At 40.5% G+C, this 26,332-nt stretch carries 27 protein-coding genes; 17 read left to right on the top strand and 10 right to left on the bottom strand.

From position 1 onward, the window contains the following. Positions 1-88: 88 nt before the first annotated feature. From GQR87_RS20330 to rutA, 7 genes are all read right to left on the bottom strand, one after another. Positions 89-1,582: a CoA-acylating methylmalonate-semialdehyde dehydrogenase gene (locus tag GQR87_RS20330; RefSeq protein ID WP_158972511.1), complete on the bottom strand. Its 1,494-nt coding sequence runs from the start codon at positions 1,580-1,582 to the stop codon at positions 89-91. A 148-nt stretch (positions 1,583-1,730) separates the two neighbouring features. Continuing rightward, positions 1,731-2,267 (bottom strand): flavin reductase, encoded by a 537-nt coding sequence (locus GQR87_RS20325; RefSeq protein ID WP_158972510.1) that lies wholly within the window; start codon positions 2,265-2,267, stop codon positions 1,731-1,733. A gap of 38 nt (positions 2,268-2,305) precedes the next feature. Beyond that, positions 2,306-2,896: a malonic semialdehyde reductase gene (locus tag GQR87_RS20320; RefSeq protein WP_158972509.1), complete on the bottom strand. Its 591-nt coding sequence runs from the start codon at positions 2,894-2,896 to the stop codon at positions 2,306-2,308. A gap of 45 nt (positions 2,897-2,941) precedes the next feature. Then, positions 2,942-3,715 carry a pyrimidine utilization protein D gene (rutD, locus tag GQR87_RS20315; protein WP_158972508.1) on the bottom strand — a complete coding sequence of 258 codons (774 nt, stop codon included), beginning with the start codon at positions 3,713-3,715 and terminating at the stop codon, positions 2,942-2,944. A gap of 47 nt (positions 3,716-3,762) precedes the next feature. Then, positions 3,763-4,146 (bottom strand): pyrimidine utilization protein C, encoded by a 384-nt coding sequence (rutC, locus tag GQR87_RS20310; protein WP_158972507.1) that lies wholly within the window; start codon positions 4,144-4,146, stop codon positions 3,763-3,765. A gap of 54 nt (positions 4,147-4,200) precedes the next feature. After that, complete coding sequence (rutB, locus tag GQR87_RS20305) at positions 4,201-4,926, bottom strand: pyrimidine utilization protein B (RefSeq protein WP_158972506.1); 726 nt, start codon at positions 4,924-4,926, stop codon at positions 4,201-4,203. Continuing rightward, positions 4,926-6,011, bottom strand: a complete 1,086-nt coding sequence (rutA, locus tag GQR87_RS20300) for a pyrimidine utilization protein A (protein ID WP_158972505.1) — start codon at positions 6,009-6,011, stop codon at positions 4,926-4,928. Before rutA ends, rutB begins: the two co-directional genes overlap by 1 nt. A gap of 507 nt (positions 6,012-6,518) precedes the next feature. Between rutA and rutR the strand changes: the two genes are divergently transcribed. The 4 genes from rutR to GQR87_RS20280 all read left to right on the top strand — a co-directional run bounded on the left by rutR (position 6,519) and on the right by GQR87_RS20280 (position 10,624). Then, a complete protein-coding gene (gene rutR / locus GQR87_RS20295) occupies positions 6,519-7,187 on the top strand; it encodes an HTH-type transcriptional regulator RutR (protein WP_233267336.1) in 669 nt (222 codons plus the stop codon). A gap of 266 nt (positions 7,188-7,453) precedes the next feature. Further along, positions 7,454-7,978, top strand: a complete 525-nt coding sequence (hslV, locus tag GQR87_RS20290; RefSeq protein ID WP_158972503.1) for an ATP-dependent protease subunit HslV — start codon at positions 7,454-7,456, stop codon at positions 7,976-7,978. A gap of 70 nt (positions 7,979-8,048) precedes the next feature. Beyond that, positions 8,049-9,380 (top strand): HslU--HslV peptidase ATPase subunit, encoded by a 1,332-nt coding sequence (gene hslU / locus GQR87_RS20285; protein WP_158972502.1) that lies wholly within the window; start codon positions 8,049-8,051, stop codon positions 9,378-9,380. A 272-nt stretch (positions 9,381-9,652) separates the two neighbouring features. After that, positions 9,653-10,624: an NAD-dependent epimerase/dehydratase family protein gene (locus tag GQR87_RS20280; protein WP_233267508.1), complete on the top strand. Its 972-nt coding sequence runs from the start codon at positions 9,653-9,655 to the stop codon at positions 10,622-10,624. A gap of 21 nt (positions 10,625-10,645) precedes the next feature. Here GQR87_RS20280 and GQR87_RS20275 read toward each other — a convergent pair whose 3' ends face one another. Then, on the bottom strand, positions 10,646-11,554 hold the full coding sequence (locus tag GQR87_RS20275; protein WP_158972500.1) for a LysR family transcriptional regulator: 909 nt from the start codon (positions 11,552-11,554) through the stop codon (positions 10,646-10,648). Positions 11,555-11,700: 146 nt separating this feature from the next. On the opposite strand from GQR87_RS20275, the gene GQR87_RS20270 reads away from it, so the two are divergent. The 10 genes from GQR87_RS20270 to GQR87_RS20225 are packed head-to-tail and all read left to right on the top strand — an operon-like array spanning position 11,701 to position 19,636. Continuing rightward, positions 11,701-12,168: a Rap1a/Tai family immunity protein gene (locus GQR87_RS20270; RefSeq protein WP_158972499.1), complete on the top strand. Its 468-nt coding sequence runs from the start codon at positions 11,701-11,703 to the stop codon at positions 12,166-12,168. After that, the gene (locus GQR87_RS20265) at positions 12,165-12,686 is read left to right on the top strand and encodes a Na+/H+ antiporter subunit E (protein WP_233267335.1); all 522 of its coding nucleotides are present in this window, start codon (positions 12,165-12,167) and stop codon (positions 12,684-12,686) included. The genes GQR87_RS20270 and GQR87_RS20265 overlap by 4 nt, the downstream gene beginning before the upstream one ends. A gap of 2 nt (positions 12,687-12,688) precedes the next feature. Then, positions 12,689-12,964: a monovalent cation/H+ antiporter complex subunit F gene (locus GQR87_RS20260; RefSeq protein ID WP_233267334.1), complete on the top strand. Its 276-nt coding sequence runs from the start codon at positions 12,689-12,691 to the stop codon at positions 12,962-12,964. After that, entirely contained in the window at positions 12,957-13,298 is a 342-nt protein-coding gene (gene mnhG / locus GQR87_RS20255) for a monovalent cation/H(+) antiporter subunit G (RefSeq protein ID WP_158972498.1), read from the top strand. Before GQR87_RS20260 ends, mnhG begins: the two co-directional genes overlap by 8 nt. After that, entirely contained in the window at positions 13,295-14,275 is a 981-nt protein-coding gene (locus GQR87_RS20250) for a DUF4040 domain-containing protein (protein ID WP_158972497.1), read from the top strand. The genes mnhG and GQR87_RS20250 overlap by 4 nt, the downstream gene beginning before the upstream one ends. Next, positions 14,272-14,631, top strand: coding sequence for a cation:proton antiporter subunit C (locus tag GQR87_RS20245; protein ID WP_158972496.1), 360 nt, complete (start codon positions 14,272-14,274; stop codon positions 14,629-14,631). Before GQR87_RS20250 ends, GQR87_RS20245 begins: the two co-directional genes overlap by 4 nt. Positions 14,632-14,636: 5 nt before the next feature. Then, the gene (locus GQR87_RS20240) at positions 14,637-16,127 is read left to right on the top strand and encodes a monovalent cation/H+ antiporter subunit D family protein (RefSeq protein WP_158972495.1); all 1,491 of its coding nucleotides are present in this window, start codon (positions 14,637-14,639) and stop codon (positions 16,125-16,127) included. Beyond that, positions 16,124-17,590 (top strand): monovalent cation/H+ antiporter subunit D family protein, encoded by a 1,467-nt coding sequence (locus tag GQR87_RS20235; protein ID WP_158972494.1) that lies wholly within the window; start codon positions 16,124-16,126, stop codon positions 17,588-17,590. The genes GQR87_RS20240 and GQR87_RS20235 overlap by 4 nt, the downstream gene beginning before the upstream one ends. 2 nt (positions 17,591-17,592) lie before the next feature. After that, positions 17,593-17,937 (top strand): hypothetical protein, encoded by a 345-nt coding sequence (locus GQR87_RS20230; RefSeq protein ID WP_199271655.1) that lies wholly within the window; start codon positions 17,593-17,595, stop codon positions 17,935-17,937. After that, on the top strand, positions 17,927-19,636 hold the full coding sequence (locus GQR87_RS20225) for a Na(+)/H(+) antiporter subunit D (protein WP_158972493.1): 1,710 nt from the start codon (positions 17,927-17,929) through the stop codon (positions 19,634-19,636). Before GQR87_RS20230 ends, GQR87_RS20225 begins: the two co-directional genes overlap by 11 nt. A gap of 146 nt (positions 19,637-19,782) precedes the next feature. On the opposite strand, the gene GQR87_RS20220 is transcribed toward GQR87_RS20225, so the two are convergent. Then, positions 19,783-20,568 carry an ABC transporter substrate-binding protein gene (locus tag GQR87_RS20220; RefSeq protein ID WP_158972492.1) on the bottom strand — a complete coding sequence of 262 codons (786 nt, stop codon included), beginning with the start codon at positions 20,566-20,568 and terminating at the stop codon, positions 19,783-19,785. A gap of 82 nt (positions 20,569-20,650) precedes the next feature. After that, positions 20,651-22,831: a penicillin acylase family protein gene (locus tag GQR87_RS20215; protein ID WP_158972491.1), complete on the bottom strand. Its 2,181-nt coding sequence runs from the start codon at positions 22,829-22,831 to the stop codon at positions 20,651-20,653. A 223-nt stretch (positions 22,832-23,054) separates the two neighbouring features. On the opposite strand from GQR87_RS20215, the gene GQR87_RS20210 reads away from it, so the two are divergent. The 3 genes from GQR87_RS20210 (at position 23,055) to GQR87_RS20200 (ending at position 26,244) form a co-directional block, all read left to right on the top strand. Then, positions 23,055-24,659: an ABC-F family ATPase gene (locus tag GQR87_RS20210; protein ID WP_158973111.1), complete on the top strand. Its 1,605-nt coding sequence runs from the start codon at positions 23,055-23,057 to the stop codon at positions 24,657-24,659. Between the two features lie 68 nt (positions 24,660-24,727). Beyond that, positions 24,728-25,402 carry a nitroreductase family protein gene (locus GQR87_RS20205; protein WP_158972490.1) on the top strand — a complete coding sequence of 225 codons (675 nt, stop codon included), beginning with the start codon at positions 24,728-24,730 and terminating at the stop codon, positions 25,400-25,402. Positions 25,403-25,545: 143 nt separating this feature from the next. After that, on the top strand, positions 25,546-26,244 hold the full coding sequence (locus GQR87_RS20200) for a heparin lyase I family protein (RefSeq protein WP_158972489.1): 699 nt from the start codon (positions 25,546-25,548) through the stop codon (positions 26,242-26,244). Positions 26,245-26,332 lie beyond the last annotated feature (88 nt).

Raw genomic sequence — 26,332 nt, 5'->3', positions numbered from 1 at the left:
CGTAATAACGTGTTATTGCTAGACAATCCAACGCTGCTAGGCACAAAAAGAGCGTTATCGAGAGGTTCGGCTTAGTTAACTACCCCTCTTAACTAGGAAATGCAAAAGTAGCGCCCTCACGCACACCGCTTGATGGCCATCTTTGAGTTATGGTTTTACGTTTAGTGTAAAACCTCACACCATCGGGGCCATAAGCGTGTAAATCGCCAAATAATGACCGTTTCCAGCCACCAAAGCTGTGGTAAGCAACAGGCACTGGTAGTGGTACATTTATGCCCACCATGCCTACTTGGATATGGTCTGAGAAATAACGTGCAGCTTCTCCGTCTCGGGTGAAAATACAAGTACCGTTGCCGTATTCATGGCCATCAATTAACTGCATGGCTTGCTGCATAGTGTCTACTCGCATAACTTGCAATACTGGACCGAAAATTTCAGCTTTATAGCTATCCATATCGGCCGTTACACCATCAATTAAGGTTGCACCGATAAAGAAACCATTATCATACCCCTTAACTTTGGTACCTCGGCCATCAACAACAATTTTAGCACCTTGCTGCTCGGCGCTACTCAAATAACCACTCACTTTGTCTCTATGTTGGCAGCTAATCAGAGGCCCAAAATCATTAGTCGCATCTGAGTAGGCACCGACTTTTAAATCCGACATCGCCTGTTGCATTTTTTCAACCAGTGCGTCTCCAGCTTTTTCTCCTACTGCAACCACTACCGACAAGGCCATACAACGCTCCCCAGATGAACCAAAGGCTGCACCAAGTAATTGATTAACCGCGTTATCCATATCAGCATCAGGCATCACAATAGCGTGATTTTTAGCGCCGCCTAATGCTTGGCAACGTTTGCCAGCGGCATTAGCGGTGGTATAAATATATTCTGCAATAGCTGTTGAGCCCACAAAACTCACGGCTTTTACTGTCGGATTGGTTAGCAATTCATCTACGGCTTCTTTGTCACCATTGACCACATTCATTACACCATCTGGCAAGCCAGCTTGTTTTAATAATTGGGCGATAAATAACGTCGAACTTGGAGCTCTTTCTGAAGGTTTGAGTACAAAAGTATTGCCACAGACAATTGCCAAAGGAAACATCCATAAAGGCACCATAGCAGGGAAGTTAAAAGGTGTAATACCTGTTACAACACCCAAAGGTTGAAATTCACTCCATGAATCAATATTAGGACCTACATTTTTACTGTGTTCACCTTTCAGAAGCTGGGGCGCGCCGCAAGCAAACTCAACATTTTCAATACCTCGTTGAATTTCACCAGCTGCGTCATGGCTAATTTTTCCGTGCTCCTGACCTATCAGTTGGCCAATATACTCTGCGTTTTCTTCGAGTAATTGTTTAAATTTAAACATTACTCTAGCTCGTTTAAGTACAGGAGTATTCCGCCATGCTGGAAAAGCAGCTTGAGCCGAATCAATGGCTTGTTGAACAGTTTGTTTAGAAGCTAGCAACACCGATCTTTCGGATTCCCCAGTAGCCGGATTATGAACGTCCTGCATTCTCCCAGTTGTTGTTACAAGTTGACCATTAATAAAGTGACCGATAGTTGCTGTCATGTTTTTTCCTCAAATGCACACCCACCGACGTAGGCAAGCAAATGCTATATATTGAATTAGTAAAAATTGAATCTGCTAAATATGTTCAGGTGTGGCTGGCCAACATTACGAGTCTTCTGTGGTAAAGCACACTACTGAGCACAATGTTTTAAACAGGAGCCCTGCTATTATCTAAATGATGATAGTTCCGCTGAAAATAAAGGAGTGCGCCGGCCTGTTGTTTTTGTTTTATACCTACTACCTTGCAAAAAATCACATCATGAGTAGCCACGCTTTTTATGTCAGTTACTATACAATCAAAAGACACTGCGGCATTACTCAATATAGGCGATCCGGTAATTAAAGTTTCCCAAGCGTTACTAGTAAAACGCTCAGCCATTGGGGTTTTTCCTCCAAACAAATTAGACAAATCATCTTGCCCCGCGTCTAATGTATTAACCACTAGGCTTTTAGTCTCAGCAAAAGCTTGGTGAACCGACGCCCCTCGATTCAAACATACTAACAACGTCGGAGGGTTATCACTCACACTACAAACAGCTGTGGCAGTGAAACCTGCTTTATTTTCTGCTGAACCAGTAGTAACAATGTTAACTGTTCCCGATAAAGCAGACATACCCTGTCTAAACTCTTCCTCTGTAACACATGTAGTACTCGTTTCTGGGGGTAATTCTTTTGCTTCACTCATTGCTTATCTCACTCCTAGCTAAAATTTGTTGGTATAAGTTAAACGATTTGGCAAGCTTGATCGAAGCTTAGACGAGGAAGGCGTTTATAGTCTTTCTTGCCATCTCCGTAACCTAAGTTAATTAGAAAATTAACTTTCCACGTGCTTTCAGCAAAAAAGGTATTGTTTAGTAATTTAGGGTCAAACCCCGACATGGCACCCGCATCTAAGCCTAGTGCACGAGCTGCACTGATTAAATAAGCACCCTGTAGTGAACTATTGCGCATAGCTGTTTCATAAGCCGCATCAGGGCTGCTAGTAAACCAGCTTTTCGCATCTGCATAAGGAAACAAAGTAGGTAACTGCTCATAAAATTCTTCATCGTATGCAACAATTACGGTGCAAGCAGCGGTCATGGTTTTCTCAAGATTACCGCTTGATAAGGATGGTTTTAACTTTTCTTTGCCTTCAGCAGTGCTAACAAATACAAATCTTGCTGGACTGCAATTTGCAGAGGTAGATCCCAGTTTTACTAAGTCGTAAAGCTGTGTTAGAAGTGCTTCAGGTATGGGTTTGTCTTGCCAACTGACGTGGGTATGCGCTTCTGTAAAAAGTTGTGCTATGGCTTGCTCGTCTAGTGGCTTAGTCATATAAATTTTTCCATATTGATTTCATTAAATTTTCAAAAGTAATAGTTAGCTAGCTAAATATGTAAGCAACCTATCATTAATGACACTCGGGGTGGTCACCGTACAAGCATGAGCACCATAGTCGAATACCGCTAATTCTGAATTAACTAGATAACGTGCAAGCACTTCAGATCGCTGCCAAGGTACCAACATATCGTCTTTGTTTGCGATGATTAAAGTAGCTGTAGTAATTTTGGCTAAATCAGCTTCTATGTCGAATTGGCTTAACGCCTGGATCCTAGCCAATAAGTTATGTTTATCGGGAAAGGCTTGAAGCATGTGTCGCTCTTCTTGCTCCAGTCTTTCAACATTGTCCATAATCCAGTCCGGTGGATACAAAAATAAAGCTTGAGCCTGTAGGTACATTTCTGGAGGGCTGTTATCAAGTAAAGATTTGCGAACCCTAAAACAACGTAAAGTATGGGGATTAGGGCTGCTCCAGGCATTAATCAGTACTAGACGTTGCAGTAGTCTTGGCCTTTGTAGTGCTATTTGCAATCCAACCAAACCACCTAGTGCATGTCCTACAAAGTGGCATGCAGTTATCTGCAGGTAATCCAATAAATCTAAAAGTTCATCGGCCATAGATTCAATTGAATAATCTTCGGGTAAAGTTGCTGGACTGCGACCGGTTCCGTTTTGATCGTACACTATTACTCGATAATCACTTTCTAAAGCAGGTAACTGTGGCTGCCAAAAATGCGCAGAGCCTCCTAATCCTGAACTTAAGACAAGTGTTGGTGCATCAGCTTTTTGAGAACCGAGTACTTCAAAATGCATACTTAACCCTTTCAACGGATTGTCGCGTGGTTATAAAAAAGTAAGTGCTAACCAATGTGAGCAATACTGGCAATTTCTACAAGTGCATCGGGTTTGACTAAACCACATTGAATACAATAACGAGCCGGTTTTTCACCAGGGAAATACTCTGCATACACTTTATTGAGCGCTGGATAATCATCCCAATTTGTAATCATTATGGTATTAAAGGTGACATCGTCCATCGTGCCTCCCGCAGCTTCAACCACACTTTTAATGGATTCTAATACATGGCGAGTTTGTGCTTCTGCATCTCCTACATGCACAACATTATTATCTTTATCAAAGGCTAATGTGCCAGATACATACAAGATATTATTCGCCATTGAGCCAGGTACATATGGTGCAAGTGGCTTACCAGTGCCCGGTGGTATAATTGATGTTTTACTCATAATGAATCACCTTATTTATTAAGTTTTCAATTGTTTTAGTTTAGAGTTTCGGCATTAAGCCAACACACCACAAAATTCGTCTACACTCGACACCCAGCCAAAAAATGTGGCTATGTTAAACAAAGCAGATTCTTGGATCATGTCCGATCCCGCTTGGTAAGTCGCATCAGCTAGCACTACACCAAAATATTCTAAAAAGAACCCGTCTCGCAAGGTTGACTCCACACACACATTGGTAGCTATGCCAGTAAACACTAAGTTACGAATCCCCCGACTACGCAACATACTGTCTAGGTTGGTGTTATAAAATCCGCTGTATCGAGTTTTAGGTATTACTATGTCCCCTTCTTGAGGTGATAGTTGATCCACCAACTCATAATCCCATGTACCTTTTGCTAGCAGTGTCCCCATTAGTTCAGGTTTTTTTCGCATGGTTTTCAGAGCGTTGGATTTATACCAATTAGGCGAGCCTGGACCGCCTGCCTCAGCATATTTGTTATCCCAGCCATTTTGAAAAAACACTATGGGTATATTTGCTTTTCTAGCAGCAGCTATGGCTTTAGCCGTTTGTGTGATGACCGGGCCTGTATTTGAAATGTCAAACCCCGCTTTATCTAGATAACCATTTTTGCTGGCGTAAGCGTTTTGCATATCAACCACAATTAGTGCGGTCTCGGTAATATTGAGTGCGAGCGGCTCAGGTTTGGCTGGCAAAATAACTTCATTAAGCTGATCGCCTTTACAATAGCCAGCAACTGTCAATTCTTTGTTCGTAGTCATTAGGCAACTGCCGCAGAAGCAATGTGTTGGCGCGACTTCATCAAGGGTTGAATTTTCTGTCCAAAATCATCCATACCTTGGATAAAATCATCAAAGGTTAATAACACGCCCTCACAGCCTGGTACGGTATCAATTTCATCTAACATGGCAGCAACTGAGGCGTATGATCTAACCAAGGTTCCCATATTTAGATTTACTGCTGATGTGGGGTCGGTCATATCTCTTACATTGGTATCTTTACCTGACTTCTTATCTACCGATCCTTGCTCAGCCATCCAATCTAAAGCAGATTGATCTTTACCCTCTTTATACATTTGCCATTTAGCCATAGCTTTTTCGTCTGTTTCATCAGAAATCACCATCATCAGCACCACAGATCCAACTTGCCGGCCAGCTTTTTCTGCTACGGCTTGTAAACGTTCTGCAGTAGATGAAAATGCGGTCGGTGTATTTAATCCCTTGCCAAAACAAAAGTTATAATCTGCATGCTCGGCTGAAAATTGCATACCAGAGGCACTTTGGCCTGCACAAATAATGGGAATACTTTTTTCTGGCATAGGTTTCATGCGGCAATCGTCCATTTGGAAGTGCTCGCCTTTAAAATCGCTTTGTCCGGTTTCCCATAACTCTTTACATACTTTGATGTACTCACTCAGATACTCGTATCGGTTTGAGAAAAATTCGTCACCCGGCCACATTCCCATCTGGGAATATTCTGGACGCTGCCAGCCAGTAATTAAATTCACCCCGAAACGCCCGTGAGAAATTGAATCTATTGTCGTTGCCATGCGAGCAACAATTGCAGGTGGCATCACTAAGGTAGCTGCAGTTGCGTAAAGTTTTATTTTAGATGTGACTGCAGCCAATCCTGCCATTAAAGTGAATGATTCGAGGTTATAATCCCAAAACTCTGTGTCACCACCAAAACCCCGCAGCTTGATCATAGAAAGAGCAAAATCCATGTCGTATTGCTCTGCCTTTTGGACCACTACTTTGTTCAAGTCAAAGCTCGGTTTGTACTGAGGTGATGTTTTTGAAATCAACCAGCCATTATTACCAATTGGGATAAATACGCCTATGTCCATAATTACCTCTCTTTACTAATTTTAGTTTTAAAGGGTTAACATAATCTGAGTTTTGCAGATGCTTAGGCCACTCTCAATAAGGGCTTTGAGGCGTCTGGCAGCCTATAACTACTCGCAAAATTACTCGTTATTACATATGAAAGCCGGCCCTGCTATACACGGAATACTTCGTCATCGAGTAATTAATATTGCAAACTAACCTGTATCTGTTGGTAAGCAATTACCATTCAGGCTACATAATTAATTCATTAAATAATAGGCTCAGTTATAGGGCTACAATGATATTCTGCACAAATCAGACCAAATGGTATAATTTGTTTTTTTACAATGGGTTAGGTTGTTTTTGGAAGTGTTGATAGACCAAAAGGTCCAGTTTTGGCGCAATGTTTGTGCAATCATGTACAGAAACAATGCAATTACTTGACTGATAGAGATTGCGCACGAAAGCTTTAGGTTATGACTACTCATTTACGTGAATTGGTATTAGAATCTTTGAATCGAGTAATAGTGAAAGAACTGACTTACCCATTGACTAGTACAATAAACACTTCAGAAATTAATATTAATACAAAGCGTGGTCGAGCAAAGCTGGATAAGCGTAAAGTTATAATGCGAGCAGCCCTAGAGTTGTTCTCTCGCAATGGCGTAAATGGTACAAGAGTTGATCAAATTGCAGCCTTGGCAAAAATATCAAAGACTAATTTATTGTACTATTTCAGCAGTAAAGAACGGCTTTATTTAGAGGTGATGCAGCAACTTTTAGAGGTCTGGCTTGAGCCTTTAGCTCGTTTTAACGAAGAACAAGATCCGATTCAAGCTATTGGCGACTACATTAGGATTAAATTGGAGTTGTCGAGAGACCATCCAGCCGAATCACGCCTGTTTTGTATGGAAATGTTGCAGGGCGCACCGTTACTTGTAGATACCTTAAAATCTCCTTTAAAGGTTCTCATGGATTCAAAAGTGGCTGTAATTAATGCCTGGATCGCAACAAACAAACTGGCTCCTGTTGATCCCTATCATTTGATTTTTTCTATCTGGGCTACAACTCAACACTATGCTGATTTTAGAGTGCAGATAGAAGCAGTAACTGGCAAAAATTTAAATGATCCAGCATTTTTCGCTAGTACCCTTAAAAACGTGCAAAACATAATATTACAAGGCGTAAAGCCCTAAATAAACTGATGAGTTATAGATAAGTTTAGACTCTCGACAGCGTTTTTATTGCTTTTAGCAACATGCATTTTCTGACAATAGCCAATTATTTGCTATAAAAACTCGCCTTGCTATATATAAGTTAGCGACTTGAAAAAAAAATAAGGCTCCCCACATCTAGTTCATCTTGCAGCGTTTTTAATAAATTGGACGCTGTAGACCATTCTTAGCCTTAACAACCAATATTTTATAAGCACTGGTTGTTATGCAAAATCAAAGGAATTTTTGTGACTACAATTGTATCTGTACGCCGTAACAACCAAGTCGTTATTGCTGGTGATGGCCAAGTGTCTCTTGGCAATACTGTAATGAAGGGTAATGCTAAAAAAGTGCGCCGTTTATATAATAATAAAGTATTAGCTGGCTTTGCTGGTGGTACAGCTGACGCCTTTACTTTATTTGAACGTTTTGAATCAAAATTAGAAATTCACCAAGGAAACTTAACTCGAGCTGCGGTAGAGATGGCTAAAGATTGGCGTAGCGACCGAGCGCTACGTAAGCTAGAGGCTTTACTCGCGGTAGCCGATGAAACCGCTTCTTTTATCATCACAGGTAACGGTGATGTGGTGCAGCCAGAGAATGATTTAATTGCAATTGGTTCTGGTGGTAATTTTGCTCAATCAGCGGCTATGGCTTTGTTAAACAATACTGACTTATCAGCAAAAGAAATAGCTGAAAAAAGTTTGACCATTGCAGGCGATATTTGTGTCTTTACTAATCATACTCAAACGATTGAGACTATTGATTATTAATCCCCAATTACTAAGTCAGTAGCGTAATTACACAATTCGCTGCTGTACTACAAAATAATAAGGTTTATTTATGTCAGAAATGACCCCCAGAGAAATTGTCCACGAGTTAGACGGCCACATTATTGGTCAACAAGATGCAAAACGTGCTGTCTCAATTGCCTTGCGTAATCGCTGGCGTCGAATGCAACTTGAACCCGATCTTCGTCAAGAAGTGACACCTAAAAACATCTTAATGATAGGTCCTACAGGTGTAGGGAAAACTGAAATTGCCCGGCGTTTGGCAAAATTAGCCAATGCCCCTTTTATTAAAGTAGAAGCCACTAAATTCACCGAAGTAGGTTATGTGGGTAAAGAAGTTGAAACTATTATTCGTGATTTGGCCGATATCGCGGTCAAAATGACTAAAGAGCAAGCTACAGGTAAAGTGAAATTTAGGGCCGAAGAAGCGGCAGAAGAGCGTATTTTAGATGCGTTACTGCCCCCACCTGAGAACTCTTTTGGTGAAAAAGAAGTGGCTCAAGACAGTGGTACTAGACAGATTTTTCGTAAAAAGTTACGTGAAGGTCAACTAGACGATAAAGAAATTGAACTGGATGTGGCCGCTCCACAGGTTGGCGTAGAAATAATGGCGCCTCCTGGTATGGAAGAAATGACCAATCAGTTACAAGGCATGTTTCAAAACTTATCTGGCTCACAAAAGAAAAGTAAAAAGCTAAAAGTTAAGGATGCCCTTAAATTATTGATTGAAGAAGAAGCTGCCAAGCTGGTTAATCAAGAAGACTTAAAAGCCACCGCAATTGAGTCTTTGGAACAAAACGGCATAGTGTTTATCGATGAAATTGACAAAATTTGTAAACGTGAAGGTAACACAAGTGGTGGCGATGTTTCCCGTGAAGGTGTGCAAAGAGATTTATTGCCTTTAGTCGAAGGCTCTACTGTGTCTACTAAACATGGCATGGTGAAAACGGACCACATTCTGTTTATTGCTTCTGGCGCATTCCAGATGAGTAAACCTTCGGATTTGATCCCAGAGTTACAAGGTCGTCTACCTATTAGAGTTGAACTGTCGGCATTAACGGCTCATGATTTTATACGGATATTAACAGAGCCCAATGCATCATTGACTGAGCAACAAGTCGCTTTACTTAAAACCGAAGGGGTCGACGTGAAGTTTACTGAAGATGGTATTGAGCGTATTGCTAATGCTGCATGGCAGGTAAATGAGCGAACTGAGAACATTGGCGCTAGACGTCTGCACACCGTCATGGAAAAATTGATGGAAGAGATCTCTTACGATGCTTCTGAAAAGAGTGGTGAGTCAATTTTAATCGACGCTAATTATGTGGATAAACATTTAGAAGCATTGGTTGAAGACGAAGATTTAAGTCGCTTTATTCTTTAATAAAATAATAGAAGTAGTAGTGGAACCATACTAGATATAGGAACCACTACATTTACTGAATGTCACAATGCTCTCATTTTCATTAATATTCCTAGAGCAAGATGCAAAGCCTTCTCAGGGCTAAATACGATAAACCAACGCTTTTAACAGATGATGCTTTGCAGCTTATTTATATCAATTCTATTAAACTCTCTTTTAAAGCGCAGTTGCCACTGATAATTAATTACGAAACTGCTATTCTCATGCTTTTGTTAGGGGAAATTATAGTGAAAATGCTGTTTATTGGCGGCTCAGGAAATATCAGCTTATCCAGCAGTCTACGACTACTCCAGCAAGGCCACGAATTATGGTTACTTAACCGCAGCGGGCATTGTTCAGAACTAGTTGGCGCTCATTATATTCAAGCTGATATTAACGATGAAGCACAAGTTAAATCAAAATTGCAGGGGCACGAATGGGACGTTGTCGTCAATTGGATAGCTTTTACCGAATCTGACGTTGCTCGAGATGTGGCTCTATTTACTGCTAAGACTAAACAATATGTTTTTATCAGTTCGGCATCTTGTTATGAGAATCCAGGTCCAACCCCGATCATTACAGAAAAAACGCCTCTGGCGAATCCATTATGGCAATATTCAAGGGATAAAATTGCCGCCGAAGAATACTTATTGGCAACTTACAAGCAAGCTGAGTTCCCTGTGACTATTGTACGTCCATCTCATACTTATTCTCGCGTTGTCCCTCTGACTATTGGAGGTTGGACCGAGTACACAGCAATTGCGCGTATGAAAGCCGGCAAGCCCATTGTGGTGCAAGGTGATGGTTATTCTTTGTGGACTCTGACACACGCCGATGATTTTGCAGTGGGTTTTTGCGGATTATTAGGTAACCCCATAACAATCGGTGAAGATTATCATATCACTTCAGATCAATTTTTAAGCTGGAATGAGATTTATCAACAAACCGCTGCTGCTCTTGGTGTAGATGCGAAAATTGTACATGTAACTTCAGAAAAAATATGCGCCCTAAACAGTGACTATATTGGCACCCTTTTAGGGGATAAATCAGTGAGTGCTATTTTTGACAACACTAAAATAAGAACAGCCGTGCCTGAATTTAATCCTAAAATCACCTACGCAGAAGGCATTCAGCGGGTAATTAACTGGTTTGAAGCTGACAAAGCTCGGCAGATCATCAATTCAAAAACAGACAACTTTATCGATTTATTAATCGCCAATGCTTAGCTTAGACAAGCGTTCAAAGTATTAAACTATAGGTTGATTAAATAATTTTTTCCCTTCAGCTAATAAATGCTGAACCGCGGGGTGTTTGACCTTTCTTTCAGGTGATATTAAATAATAATGCTCACTAATTTCAGTCGTTTTGCCAATAATTTCCACGTCAAATTGTTCTGTTACATAATTTTCTATAATGGTGGGTGCACAAAAAACGCCATACCCTGCTTCACCGAAAGACATAGTTAACATTGAGTCGTCAATTTCACCTATTATTTTGGGGGATATATTGAGTTCATTAAACCAAGAAACCACACTTAGGTGCTGATTAGAGCCTTCTCCAGCGGTAAAAAATGGATTACCGTCAAGTGAGTATGGAAAGTTATCGGTTAAAGATTTAGCGAGATTTTTATGTGCAAAAAAACTAATACCGCACTTACCTACTAGGTGACTGTATGCTTTTAAAGGTGACCCTGTTGGCAAGGATGTATCACTTAACACTGCGTCTAGTTTATTCACAGCCAAATCGCCAAACAGTACATCCAAATTTGTTTCTTTACAAACGAGCTTAATAGAGTCGTCCATGGTATAGATCGTTTTTAATAAATTAAATGAAAACACTTTTGCGATGACATCGGTGACACCAATTGAAAAACGAAAAGAAAAGTCAGTTGAATGGTTTTTTAGAGAATGAATTAATTCGTCACCTAAACTGAATATTTCCTGAGCATAACTTAGTGTTATGTGACCCATCTCATTTAACACCAAACGTTTACCCTTGCGAACAAATAAACTATAACCTAGTTGACCTTCTAATAAATTTAACTGAGCACTGAGTGTTTGTGGTGTGATATGCATGACTTTTGAGGCTTGAGCAATACTGCCATGTGTCGCTATCGCATAAAAATATTGTAAGTGATGATAATTAAGCTTAGACATGTAATACCTTAATTTTTTTGATGTTATAATTTTTAGCATTACTTGCTTAATTGTCAATTTTTTATTGATAAGAACTCAACTAAAATCGACTTTTATTGCTATGATTAATTAGCTATAAATGTAAAAATTGCCAGAAAGGAGTTAAAATGCGAGCTAAAATTTTTCACCTAATGTTTGTCGTTTTCTTGGCCGTTCAATTGTTGTTAGTACCCTCGGCTAAGGCTCTGGAAGTATTAACAACTAAAGAACTTGCATCACATTGCGCATTTCTTCGCACTGAGCCGCAAGGTGCTGATGCTCAATACTGTGTGCGTTATATTCAAGGCTTTATTGATGGAGCCATCGCTACTGATGCCCGAGTGATGCTAAATGCTGAAAATGCCGTATCAGGCAAAGAAACATTTGCTGAGCGTGCTATGCGCACTCGTATGCCTGGCAATGTAGATCGTTCTCGAGCTGCAAAACTGGCTGGTTTTTGTCTTGGTGAGCCTTTACCAATAAGCTCTGTAGTTGAGCTTGTTGTCGCTGACTTGGCTGCCGCAAAAACTAATAATGAGCCGGCAATGGAAATTGTTTATAAATCACTAATGAAGAACTATCCTTGTAAACAATGAAATTAAATCAAAATAGTTATTTAAAACAGGGCGGTAAAGCAAAACTCTCGTCAATTTTGCTTTTGTTGCTGGTGCTCTCAGCCTCTTGGTTACTCTGGTCAGGATTGTATAAACCTCTGCTTATAGGTTTGGGCGCTTTTTCTTGTCTGCTAAGTACATACTTAGCCCATCGTATGGGATTTTTCCGCCATCACAAGGCTTTGCTTAGACTCATACCTCGTCTACCAAGATATTGGTGGTGGCTGTTACGAGAAATCGTAATTTCAACCATTGATGTGGCGAAAATTATCCTCAGTCCCTCTTTGCCCATTAGCCCGACTGTGGTGGAGTTAGAGGCAGAAACCAAAACTGATGTGGGGCATGTGATTTTAGGTAATTCAATAACACTTTCTCCAGGCACAGTCACTTTGGACTTACACAAGGGAAAAATTCTGATTCATTGCCTCACAGTTGAAAGTGCAAGGGAGTTACAAAAAGGTGAAGCCAATCGCCGAGCTGCTGCTCTGGAGCGTAAATAAACATGTATATAGCCGTTTCTATCGCCATCTTAATAACCATGGTTTTAGCCTTAGTGCGAGCGTTAATGGGGCCAAGTGTTTATGACCGTGTATTAGCGGTTAATGTGTTTGGTACTAAAACCGTATTATTATTATCAGTCATTGCATTTCTGTATGGTCGTCTCGATTTCCTTGATCTTGCCCTAGCTTACGCCTTAGTTAATATGGTGGGTGTGCTTGCTGTACTAGAGTATTTTCAAAATCGTGTTAGAACAAAATCAAGGGCTAAAGATGATTGATCTCATACTAGATATTGTAAGCTGGATCCTACTTATCCTAGGTGGTGCTTGTGTATTAATTGGAGGTATTGGCGGACTACGCCTACCTAATTTTTATGCCAGAATCCATGCTGCTAGTTTAACTGATACTATGGGAACCATATTAATTTTTGTTGGCATGATGCTGCAAGCTGGATTGACATTGGCCACTTTAAAGTTGTTCGCTATCATGTTATTTCTGCTGTTAACTGGCCCCACTGCTACTTATGCATTAGCGAATACAGCATTGCTATCTGGACTCAAGCCTGATGCAGGTTCCGCAAGTGATGAACCTAAGGAGAATAGTCCAAAATGATATTTATCTTTGCCCTTTTTCTACTCACCTTACTGGTTATTACTGCTATTGCCATTGTGCGTGCCAAAGACTTATTCGTTGCGGTGATGCTCACATCTATATTTAGTTTATTAATGGCCGCAAACTTTTTCATTTTAGACGCAGCAGATGTTGCGTTGACAGAAGCTGCGGTGGGTGCTGGAGTAACAACAGTAATCTTTCTTTGTGCCTTGTCTTTGACCGATGATCGAGAGAAGCCTAGAGAAGGAGGGCGTTGGGTTACTTATTGCACTGTGGGCATTTTGGCGTTGTTGATCATCTATGCAACCTTTGATAAACCACGACTCGGCGACCCTGAAGCGCCTGTACATCAACATGTCGCGCCTTGGTATTTAGAAAAAACCCCTGAATATATTGATATTCCTAATGTTGTGACCGCAATCCTTGGCAGCTTTCGAGGCTACGATACTCTTGGCGAGGTGTTTGTTGTTTTTGCAGCTTGTATTGGCGTTTTATTTATTTTAGGTGTTGGCCCAGCAAGAAAAACTAAGCAAGTCACTGAAAAAGATAGCGGTTTACGCCATCATTTAATCCCCCAAGTAGTTGGCCGGTTGTTGATCCCATTCATTGTGCTATTTGGCCTTTATGTGCAATTCCATGGTGAGTACGGGCCAGGTGGAGGATTCCAAGCAGGAGCAATTATTGCCACAGGTGTGATTCTTTATGCACTACTTGAAGGTGAAGCCTCTGCATTGCGTGCCATACCGCGCTCAGTGTTATTGGGTATGGTTGTGGGTGGAGCATTATTGTATGGCGGTGTTGGAGTAGTTTGTATGTTGTTGGGCGGAGCTTTTCTAGATTATTCTGTTTTGGCTGCCGATCCAGTGGCTGGACAGCAGTTAGGTATTTTAATTATTGAGGCTGGGGTTGGCATGGCGGTTTGTGGAGCTTTACTGTCTATTTACCATGCGTTTGCCGCTCGAGAGCGTTTATTATGAAACTTTTAGAATTACTCGGCTATTTCAATTATTGGGTGTTCGCTATCATTTTGATAGTGGGGTTATACGCAGTAATAAGCAAAAGCAACTTGATCAAAAAATTGATTGGTTTATCTATCTTCCAATCGGCAGTTTTCCTTATGTATATCACAATGGATAAAGTGGAAGGCGGCACTGCCCCTATCATACAAGCCGGAGTAGAAGATCAAATATTTTCTAATCCGCTACCTCAAGTATTGATCCTAACGGCCATAGTTGTAGGGGTATCTACCTTAGCATTGGGCTTAGCCCTAGTGGTACGTATCAATGAATGTTATGGCACGATAGAAGAAAACGAAATTTTGGACGCTGACTGACTATTATGGATTTATTAGCACACCTTCCCGCACTGCAAGTTGTGGTACCGATGTTATCGGCACCAATAATAGTTATGTTACAACCAAGAGGTCTAGCATGGGCTGGGGCAACTGCGACAGCACTACTAAGTTTTGCTATCGCTGTGGCTCTTACTTTATCCGTTCTAGACGGTCAAACGATTGAATATGCCATGGGGGGATGGCCTGCTCCTTTTGGGATCACTCTAGCTGTTGATGCCTTTAGCGCCTTAATGCTTTTAATCGTGACAGGAGCTAGTGTTGCTGCTTTACTTGCGGGAAAACCAAGTATTGATCAGCAAATTGAATCAGCACGCCAACCTCTATTCTACTCAGCCTGGCTATTAGTACTGTCTGGATTAGTAGGCATAGTCGTCGCAGCAGACGCCTTCAATATCTTTGTTTTTATGGAAATTTCTTCACTGGCAAGTTACATATTAATTGCCGGTGGACCAGACCGTCGCGCACTGCCTTCTGTCTTTAAATATTTGATGATGGGTACAATAGGTGCAACTTTCTATCTTATTGGCGTTGGCTTGATCTATATGATGACAGGCACACTCAATTTAGCTGATATGCAAGCGCGCATCGGTGATGTTAGTGATGTAAATCCAATCTTTGTTGCGGCTGGGTTTATCACTATTGGACTAGCTCTTAAAGCTGCTGTATTTCCACTGCATGTGTGGGTACCAAATGCTTATACACATGCACCACACATGGTGACTGCGTTCCTTGCAGCATGCGCTACCAAAGTTTCACTATACGTACTAATCCGCTTCGATTACATGGTATTTCAAGGCAACCTAGCTGATCACCTTATGCAATTTTCTTTGTTTGCTATGCCACTAGCAATCCTAGGTATATTGGTCGCCTCAGCTGTTGCCATATTCGAAGGACATATTAAAAGGTTGCTGGCTACTTCCTCCATTGCTCAAATTGGTTATATTTTACTCGGCGCCAGTTTTTTGAGCACTGTAGGTCTTAGTGCTAGCACTATGCATTTGTTCAATCATGCCTTAGCCAAAGGTGGTTTATTCCTTGGTGTAGCCTGTCTAGCCTATCATTATCGTGACTTACGTTTAAGTCAGCTTGGTGGGGCTTCTACTCGTATGCCTTGGACCTGTGCAGCTATTGTTGTTTGTGGTTTAAGCTTGATCGGTGTACCCGGTACGGCGGGTTTCATTAGTAAGTGGTTACTTATTAATGCGGCTCTACAGAGTGGAGCTTGGGGTTGGGCGTTAGTCGCTATAATTCTTGTTAGCTCTTTGATGGCGGTGATTTACATTTGGCGTATTGTTGAAGCTTTGTACTTTTTGGAACCTGTAGAAGATGAAGCCCAGATTACAGAAGCTCCAATCCAGCTGTTGGTCATTACATGTCTTGTCGCTATTCTTAATATTTACTTCGGGATATTCCCACAGGTTCCATTAGAACTGGCAAATAGTGCCGCAGCCTTACTTATGGAGGGCTCACAATGATACCTGAAACCGCTATCTTGATAGCTATTGGTCTTCCCTTAATTGGTGCATTGGCAATAGCACTGGCTGGACGTGTAGGGCCCAATATACGTGAAACTGCCACAGCTATCACATCAGTTTCTTTGATATTTGTGGTGTGGGGGCTGTTGCCTACGATTATGGACGGTGGACGTCCATCAATTGAGATCAGCCAAGTGATGCCAGGCTTAAGCATAGCTTTTACAGTTGAACCATTGGGCATGTTGTTTGCGGCATTAGCATCTGGACTTTGGCTAATCAATTCAATTTATTCCATAGGTTATATGCGTGGTAACAATGAGAAAAATCAAACCCGATTTTTTGCCTGTTTTGCCCTAGCCCTCTCGGCCACTATGGGTATCGCCTTTGCTGGTAACTTGTTTACCCTATTTTTATTCTACGAATTATTAACACTCTCGACTTATCCTTTGGTTTCCCACAAAGGCGATGCTGCTACTGTTCGCTCTGCAAGGATTTATCTAGGTGTTTTGATCAGCACCTCTATTGCTTTATTCTTACCTGCAATCATTTGGACCTACAACGTTGCTGGCACTGGTGACTTTACTACTGGCGGCATCCTCGCAGGAAAATTGAATGACCCAGAAATAGGATTGTTGCTCGCGCTATTTGCTTTTGGTATAGGTAAAGCAGCAATAATGCCTATGCACAAATGGTTACCCGCAGCTATGGTTGCTCCCACACCTGTCAGTGCTTTATTACATGCTGTTGCAGTAGTAAAAGCCGGTGTGTTTGCCATCACCAAAATTATTATATATATATTTGGTATTGAATTTTTGTCTGAGGCAAGCAGCTCAGAATGGCTGCTGTATGCGGCCGCATTTACTATCATTGCAGCAAGTGTGGTGGCATTAAAACAAACTAATATTAAACGCCTGTTGGCATACTCCACAATAGCCCAGCTGTCATATGTTGTTATAGCGGCAGCAATTTTTAAACCCTTGGCAGAACTAGGCGCTTCGTTACATATGGTCGCTCACGCCTTTGGCAAAATAACCTTATTTTTTGCTGCTGGTGCTATTTATGTAGCATCGAAAAAAACCGAGATTGCTCAACTACGTGGTATAGGGCGACGTATGCCATGGACTATGGCAGCCTTCACAATTGGCGCACTGAGTATGATAGGTGTGCCACCAACCGCTGGATTTGTTTCCAAATGGTATATTTTAGCCGGTGCGTTTGAAGCTAATAATTTAGTCGTAGTTTTCACCATTATTGGTAGTACGGTGCTTAACGCGGCTTACTTTTTACCTATTTTGTATATAGTTTGGTTTGAGCGGGAAACAGCAGGGGGTAAAGAACATGGTGAAGCACCACTCTTAGCCGTAATTGCACTATGTTTAACCGCACTACTGACTTTAGGATTTTTCTTGTTCAACGGTCCGGTATTAGAACTGGCAAGCCAAGTAGTTAAGGGGCTAGAATAACAATGACTGATGAATCAAAATTACACTGGTTAGTGCGTCCTTCAACGATTCGTAAATTATGGATTGGTACCAGTGTGGTACTGGCCTTAGTGGTATTGGCTCAAACTGTAATTTACGTGAAAGGTTATTTTGGCTTTGATGCTTGGTTTGGTTTTGGCGCAGTTTATGGTTTTGTCAGCTGTTTAGTAATGGTATTAGTAGCCAAGTTATTGGGCTTTGTGTTAAAACGCCCCGAAAATTATTACGATGAAGCAGAGCCGTCAACAGAAGCATCATCGCACCGCCCCAAACAAGAAGTCACTTCTAAACATAAAATAACAATACAGGAGCGCAATAATGGGGTTTGAATTATTCCCACCGGCGTTTATCTTGTTATTCGCTGCTGTACTGATTGGCTTAGTAAAAGGCCATATACGCACATTTGTTTTATTGATAGCACCGGTATTAACCTTATGGGCCATATGGCAAGTTCCTGATGGCGTACAAAGTACCATTAAGTTTCTTTCCTACACTATCGAGCCAATCGAAGGAAGTCCACTAAGGCGTCTATTTGCCACTGTGTTTGCCATCATGGTGTTTGTGGGAGGCCTGTACTCTTTTCGTATCGCACGCTGGTATGAACTAGCGGCGGCATATGCTTATGCAGCTGGGGCAATTGGAGTCTGTTTTGCCGGTGATCTTATTACCATGTTCGTCTATTGGGAATTGATGGCAATATTTTCTACGATAGTAGTATTTTGTGGTGGCACCGCAGGCGCAAGAGCCGCAGGAATACGTTATGCCATCATGCATCTTCTAGGTGGTGTAATACTACAAATTGGTATTGTTGGAGTGGTCATTAATACTGGCTCTGTACAAATACAACCTATGCTGGCAACTGATTTTAGTACTTGGATGATATTGATTGGCGTGTTAATCAATGCTGCCGCACCACCTGTATCAGCTTGGTTGGCAGATGCTTACCCAGAAGCTACGCCAACGGGTTCTGTGTTTCTATCAGCATTTACCACCAAGACGGCTGTTTTAGCACTTATATTATTATTCCCTGGCGAACCTGTATTGATAGGCCTAGGTCTGTTTATGGTGATGTATGGAATTATCTTTGCTTTACTAGAAAATGATGTACGACGAATTCTTGCATATTCTGTGGTTAACCAAGTGGGTTTCATGGTGGTTGCTGTGGGTATTGGCACCGAAATGGCACTCAACGGTGCAACGGCACATGCCTTTGCGCACATTGTTTACAAAGCCTTGTTGTTTATGAGTGCAGGTGTTGTTATTTATCGCACCGGAAAAAATAAATGTATTGAACTAGGCGGCTTATTTAGAACCATGCCGTTAACCTGTGCTTGCGGTATTATTGGCGCTCTGGCTATTTCTAGTTTTCCTCTGACCTCTGGTTTCACGACAAAAAGCATGATTTCTCAAGCCGCTGTCGACATGAACTTAGTCTGGGTATACATGGCATTAACTGCCGCTTCTGCCGGTGTATTTCTTCATGCTGGTATTAAATTCCCATGGTTTGTGTTTTTTCAAAAAGACTCAGGTTTACGGCCCAAAGATGCGCCATGGAATATGGGCTTAGCAATGGTTATATTTGCCGGTTTATGTATTTTACTTGGGGTTTTTCCTGAACTAATTTATAACTTGTTGCCTTACCCAGTAGATTATGTGCCTTATTCTATGGGCAAAGTCTTGTTCTATTTACAATTATTATTATTTTCAGGCCTAGCCTTCTTTGTACTCTTACCTCTAATGAAACGGACCATGACTATCAGTTTGGATACTGATTGGTTGTGGCGACGTGCTGGTTATTCTTTACTCAAAGTTATCGAGCGATTGTTCAGCTCTATTGCTGCAGTGATTGCCAAACAAAGAGTGCGTTTACAGCAATTTATGCATAGCATAGCTGTTAAGTATTTAGGGCAACCCCATACTGCTGACAGTAAAGAACGGGGTATGTTTGCTCGTTCTTGGCCTGTGGGCACCACTGCTTTGTGGATAGCGGGATTGCTATCGGCTTATGTGCTGCTGTATTACTTATAGCAGCATGTTGTAGTGAATTTGCATTTATTTTTTCCTTAGGAAAAATCTAATAAGGTAAAGCCCATCCTGCAGAGAGTAAAAATGATGGATTGCCAAAGGCTGATTTTTAAACCATCAAATCTCTCTAAGTTAACAATTTAATGGCGTTAGTTTGTAGCAGAAAACAAAGGGGATATTTGCTTAATTTTATATTTTTCTTTAAGCGTTTGATATTGAGATGAAGCTAAGTACTTTTGTAGCTCTTGATTAAATTTTTGCTTTAGTAACTTGTCGGTAAATCCTGCACGATAAGGATTCAATGGGAATAATGGGTGAATGTCTACATTGTTAAGCTGATTACTTCCTCGTAGTTCAGAGCTTAAATAATCGAAAATATTGATGTCCAATATTATAGCGTCGACTTGTCCTTGTAAAAACAGTTCCACTTGTTTTCTTTGATCGGCCATTTCAATATATAAACTGTTGGAATTAACCATGTCAGTGAAGTCTTTACCCAGTGCTTTATTTGCGCTTTGAAAGCCAATTATGGATAGTTGAGATAAGTCTTGTATTTGTTTAATCTTAATGTTTTTTCTTTTTAAAGTAAGCCCTACGTTTTGATAAGTAATATATACATCACTCAAAAATTCAGGAACCACTGAACTATGGTTATTGAGAGTTAAAGCTAAGTCTGCTTGTCCATGCTTTACCATATGAATGGCATCTTCATAGGGAGAATATGAATATTTAGTTTGATAACCGAGTTTATTAAATACTTCATTAATGATCTCTAATTCAAATCCAGAATTATCGTCAGAGTTAATATAAGGTAATTTCGACCAGCGAACGGCTACCTTAATCGTTTCTGCTTGAGCAAAGGTAGAGTTTAATAAGAAGGTCAATAAAATAATGAATACAGTATTAAAACGATAAGTTAGAAAATTAACCTGCATTGAAAAGCCTTAGATTATAAAATTATTTTAACCATTAAATGTAAACTGCTTAGCCAGAGTTCAGATTTGCGGAATTGGCCGCTTAGTTTTGCCCTGGATAATATATTTTTTCGGCAACCTTGAGTACATCTTCTTTATAAAATGCGACATCTTTAAATTGCCGTTCAGCATAAGGTTTCGCTTGATCATCAAAGTGTTTCGAAACAGGATCACCACTTTGACCACCCACTAAGAGTGACTTAGCTGTTACCTTATCAGTAAATTCGACTGCAGCAACAAAACTATTCCCACGGTAGCCATATAATTTTTTATTGCCATTTTCGCTACGTGAGCCAAAAGCCGCTAGGGCTCCCCATTGACCCGATGCCATCCCAATAGCGATGCTAGGTTTTGCATCATCTACAGTTATTTTAATATCACCAGTTAAACGTTGCAGTCGGTTAATTTCGCCCCAAGGCATTTGCCATGTAGCAAAATCTAAAGTGAGCTTTTCTACGGCTTTAGCAAACATACCTAAACGTTCGGCTCTAGTGGTTTCAAAGGCATAATATTCGATTTTTTGCATAAAACTAAAGTCATCCAGTCTTTTCCCTGATTTTACAAATTCAGTACCATAATAATGAGCTAAAGACATAGCAATAGAGTCCACCGTCACTTTGTAATCCCAGTTTCGTAACTGCTCAATGGCGGGCTCTAATTCAATCGGTTTACGACGAGACTGATCGTATGCCTCTATTAAACTCGGAATTAACACAGCAAATGCAGGAAGGTAGGGATCATAGGCTAGGTCTATGAGTTTATTTAGAGTGAAGTCTGTTTGTCCCGTTAATACTTGTACAGCATGTACTCCTCGAAAGTTTTCAGGATCGGGGGCCATATAGCTAGGGTAATTTTCTTTTTTCGGACTATATTCGCCAGCAGCGGTGAAGGGCGTAGAATTTGCATTTTGGATCCAGCCATTCTCAGGATTGAGAATGGTAATAGTTTCATCAACCGAATGAATGCCTTGCCAATCTGTCATAACACTTGAACCATTTACTGGTTTTGAATAGTCAAACAGAGGGTTGCGTTTGGGTACAAAGTTACCGTGGTAATAAGCTATGTTGCCCTTCTTATCGGCATACACAGTATTATTAGACGAATTGGTACGCATATTCATCATATTTCTAAATTCAGCATGATTTTTGGTTTTAGTTCGGGCAAAAGATTGTTGCAACGCATTTACCGGATCCCAATTAATTCTTGTTGTTATCCATTGTTTATTTTGCATATGTGTTACCGGCCCGTGATGGGTGCTATAGGTCTTAAACGTTGCGCTTTTTATTGATTCGCCTTCGCGGTATTTTAGAGTGATTGGCAATACGTTAATTGGCTTTTCTTCGCCCTCAAAAACGTAAAAAATTTGTTCACCTCGTTCGACAATTTTTTCTATATATTGATCCATAAAATCTACATAGGTAGAGGTATGCATCCAGCCATTATGTTGATTAAATCCCTGATAGACAAAAAACTGTCCCCAAGTGACCGCGCCATAGGCATTCAGCCCTTCTTCGCTGACTACATGGACTTCAGGACGAAAATAAAAGGATGTATGTGGATTAATCAGTAGCATAGGTTTGCCTGATTGAGTTAGCTTACCGGCAATGGCAAAACCATTTGAGCCACTGGGTTCGTCTATGTCATTGATTTGGGGTTTTGGGCTGTCGCTATGTTTTCCATAAAAATCAGTTATACCCTGTAAGGAAATTTGTTCGATATCACCACCGATAGAACCTTCAGAAAAAAACATCGGCATCCAAGGCTCAAAACGATTAAGTAACACTGGCTTAACCTCAGGATGAGTGACTAGATAATAATTTAAGCCATCAGCAAAGGCATCACATAAGTCTTTTAATGGTTGTGGCGCTTGTGTATAGAACTGCTTAGCTTGCTCGATTGACATATAAAGACGAGCTCGTAAATCGCTGTAGATTGCTGTCTCGCCTTCTACTTCAGCCAAGCGTCCAATGGCCTTAATATAGTTGTGTTCTATGCGCTTAAAGTCGTCTTCTGCTTGAGCATATAACAGGCCAAATACACTATTTGCATCAGAATTACTATAAATGTGGGGAATACCAAAATTATCACGAATAATCTGCACCTTTTTCGCTCTAGTTTCTAGTCTTTGTAATTCTGTCAGAGGTCGCTGCTCAGTGGCACAGCCAGCTAATAAAATTGTAAGCAGTATCAATTTTGGGAATGTTAAGTAGCGTGAGAAAGCCATCTATAGTCTCTAAAAGCTTACAAGTGAAATTATGCTATCAAGGGCAATAGCATATGTATACTTTGTATTTAACGCTATGTTTCCAGTTAACGATAGCCTACAACTTTACAGTTCAAAAAAACAGCAAACAGACTCGACATTTGAGGGGGATTTCCGTATGATGCGCGGCCTTTTGTCTAGATGGCATATTGCTGACAAACCTACTTTTTTGGGAAGACCCACTTTGATTTCTACCGCAAACATCACCATGCAGTTTGGTGCAGAACCTTTATTCGAAAACATTTCAGCAAAATTTGGCCATGGCAATCGCTATGGTTTAATTGGCGCCAATGGTTGCGGAAAATCTACCTTCATGAAAATTCTCAGTGGCGACCTAGTACCAAGCGCTGGTAATGTTTCCATTACTCCTGGCGATAAAGTTGGCACATTAAGTCAAGACCAGTTTGCTTTTGAGAAATTTTCTGTTGTTGATACTGTGATCATGGGTGATGTTAATCTTTGGAAAGTTAAACAAGAAAGAGATGAAATATATTCTAAGGCAGAAATGAGCGAAGAAGATGGTATGCATGTAGCCGAGTTAGAAACTATTTTTGCTGAAATGGATGGTTACACTGCTGAAGCTCGCGCTGAAGAGTTGTTATTAGAAGCAGGGATCGAAGCTGAATATCATTATGGTTTGATGTCACAAATTGCACCAGGACGAAAATTACGAGTATTACTTGCGCAATCACTCTATGCGAATCCTGAAATTCTGTTGTTAGATGAGCCAACCAATAACTTGGATATTTATACCATTAATTGGTTAGCTGAGGTGCTGAATCAACGTAAATGCACCATGATTATTATTTCACACGATCGTCATTTCTTAAATTCTGTATGTACTCATATGGCTGATATCGATTATGGTGAATTACGTATTTATCCAGGTAACTACGAAGCTTATCAAGCAGCTTCGTCATTGATTCAAGAACAGTTACTCACCGAAAACGCCAAGAAAAGTGCTGAGATAAATGAACTACAAGCTTTTGTTGATCGTTTCTCAGCGAATGCATCGAAAGCCAAGCAAGCTTCTTCTCGTGCGAAGAAAATGGAAAAAATCACTTTAGATGAAGTGAAATCCTCCAGTCGTCGCACCCCTAAAATCATTCTGAAGCAACATAAAAAATTACATCGCCAAGCTTTGATCCTAGAAGAACTAGGCCATGGTTTTGATGGCAATACCTTGTTTGAAAATGGCGAACTAATTTTAGAAGCAGGCGCCAGACTGGCTGTTATTGGTGAAAATGGCGCCGGTAAAACTACCTTTTTACGCTGTTTAATGAATGAACTACAAGCCAATGAAGGTGTAGTGAAATGGTCCGAAAACGCCACTATTGGTTACTGCCCGCAAGACAGTAGTAAAGATTTTGACAACGACATGTCATTATTCGACTGGATGTCGCAATGGCGTACACCTAAACATGATGATTTAGCCGTGCGAGCTTTGTTAGGTAGTTTGTTATTTACTGCCGATGATTTTAATAAAAAAGCCAAAGTCTGTTCAGGTGGTGAAAAAAACCGTTTGTTGTTTGGTAAGTTAATGATGTCTGACATCAACGTATTAATTATGGATGAACCTACTAACCATATGGATATGGAAGCAATAGAAGCGTTAAACAACGGTTTAAAAAAATTCGATGGTACATTGATTTTTGTTAGCCATGACAGACAATTTGTATCTTCACTAGCCACTCGTGTAATTGAAATTAAAAATCAACAAGTGATCAATTTCCAAGGCACTTACAACGAATATTTAGCCAGTCGTAAGGAAGCTTTAAAGGTCGCTTAATTATCTGTTGGCGCTGGCAAATTCTTGATTGATAAAATACAGTGGGTAAAATATCAAAGAGACACGCCATGCAAGAGCATAACAGTTTACCCCTAAGTGACTTTATCGAATATTCGCCAGCAGAAATGCTGGCGCGTTCTGAACAGTTTTTTGTTGATATTAAACGCCGCCATAGTATTCGTCAATTTAGTGACAAGCCCGTTGCCCAAGAAATCATTGAAAATTGTATCAAAGCCGCAGGCACTGCGCCTAACGGTGCCAATCATCAGCCTTGGCACTTTTGTGTGATTCATTCTGCTGACATTAAAGCTCAGGTACGACAGCAAGCAGAAGCCCACGAACAAGGATTTTATCAAGGACGTGCAGGTGATGAATGGTTAGGTGCGTTAAAACCCTTAGGCACAGATGCCAATAAACCCTACTTAGAACATGCCCCATGGTTAATTGCTATTTTTAGCCAAAAGAACAAAGAGCTAGAAGACGGTCATAAACAAAATAATTACTACGTGCATGAATCAGTAGGGATTGCCACTGGCTTCTTAATTAATGCCTTACACAACTGTGGTTTAGTAACCTTAACCCATACGCCTAAACCCATGAGATTTTTGTCGAAGATATGTAATCGTCCTGACAATGAACGTCCATATATGTTGCTAGTTGTTGGATATCCGGCATCTGATGCAACGGTTCCCGAACATGCCATTAAAAAAAAATCTCTAGTAGAAATAGCTAGTTTTTTATAAAAAACTAGCTATTAGTTATACGGGATTTAACCTGTATTTAGGTTATTTAGTAACTGAAAACTAAAAGAAAACAGCTGTTTTCATCATTAACGGCTTAGTGTAACCTAAACGGTAATAATTCTTATTTGCGATGAATGTTAACCATGTTGAAATCCACTATTCTACTGTTATTGTTTTGCAATTCAGCTTTTGCCTGTCCTATATGGCAAGCTAAAGTTGTAGAGAATTCGCCACAGGGTTGGGATTATTTACTCAACCCCAAAAATATTCAAGTTGTGGCTAACCCATCTAATTTTAAGCAGCAGGTACTTAAGCTTAGTATTAGTCCAGACACAAGTTGGCCAAATGGACATAGCCGGGTCGAAGTGAAGCATAATGGTTGTGCAACGGATGAAGGTGATTCAACCTATATTTCATGGGGATTTTATTTAAACAGGCCCGTGCAAACTATAAATGATATTGCATATTGGGAAACTGATAAGTCTCATCTGCAAAGCATGGGCATGTATTTAGCGCCAGTTAATGGGAGCGAAAAAATCGCTAACAAGTTGCTTTTTTTTACCAGTCTACCTAAACGTAAAATTCAATGGCAGCAGAATATATCAATTAAAAAATGGCATAAGATCGCATTAGCAATCGATTGGTCTGCATCTAAATCCAAGGGACAAATTAGTGTTTGGTTTAATAACCAACTAGTAGTGAAACAATTAACAGTAAAAACTAAACCCGATGATAATAAGTTATTCATCCAATTAGGCTTGCATCGCGAGCAAACTGAAGCCTTCATAGACAGTATTTATCTACGTAATGTAAGAGAAGATGACAATATACAAAACTTATAGAGATAACCGTCAAATTGACTAAAGACCTGTGCCGTATATTAGGTACTATAGAAATAGTGCTGATATTTTAGTGTTAAGAAAAGAGGAA

Origin of the sequence: Paraglaciecola sp. L3A3, from assembly GCF_009796765.1 — a bacterium.
Lineage (GTDB): Bacteria > Pseudomonadota > Gammaproteobacteria > Enterobacterales > Alteromonadaceae > Paraglaciecola.
The sequence above is the reverse complement of the archived record's forward strand: the minus strand, read 5'-3'. Positions and strand labels throughout refer to the sequence as shown.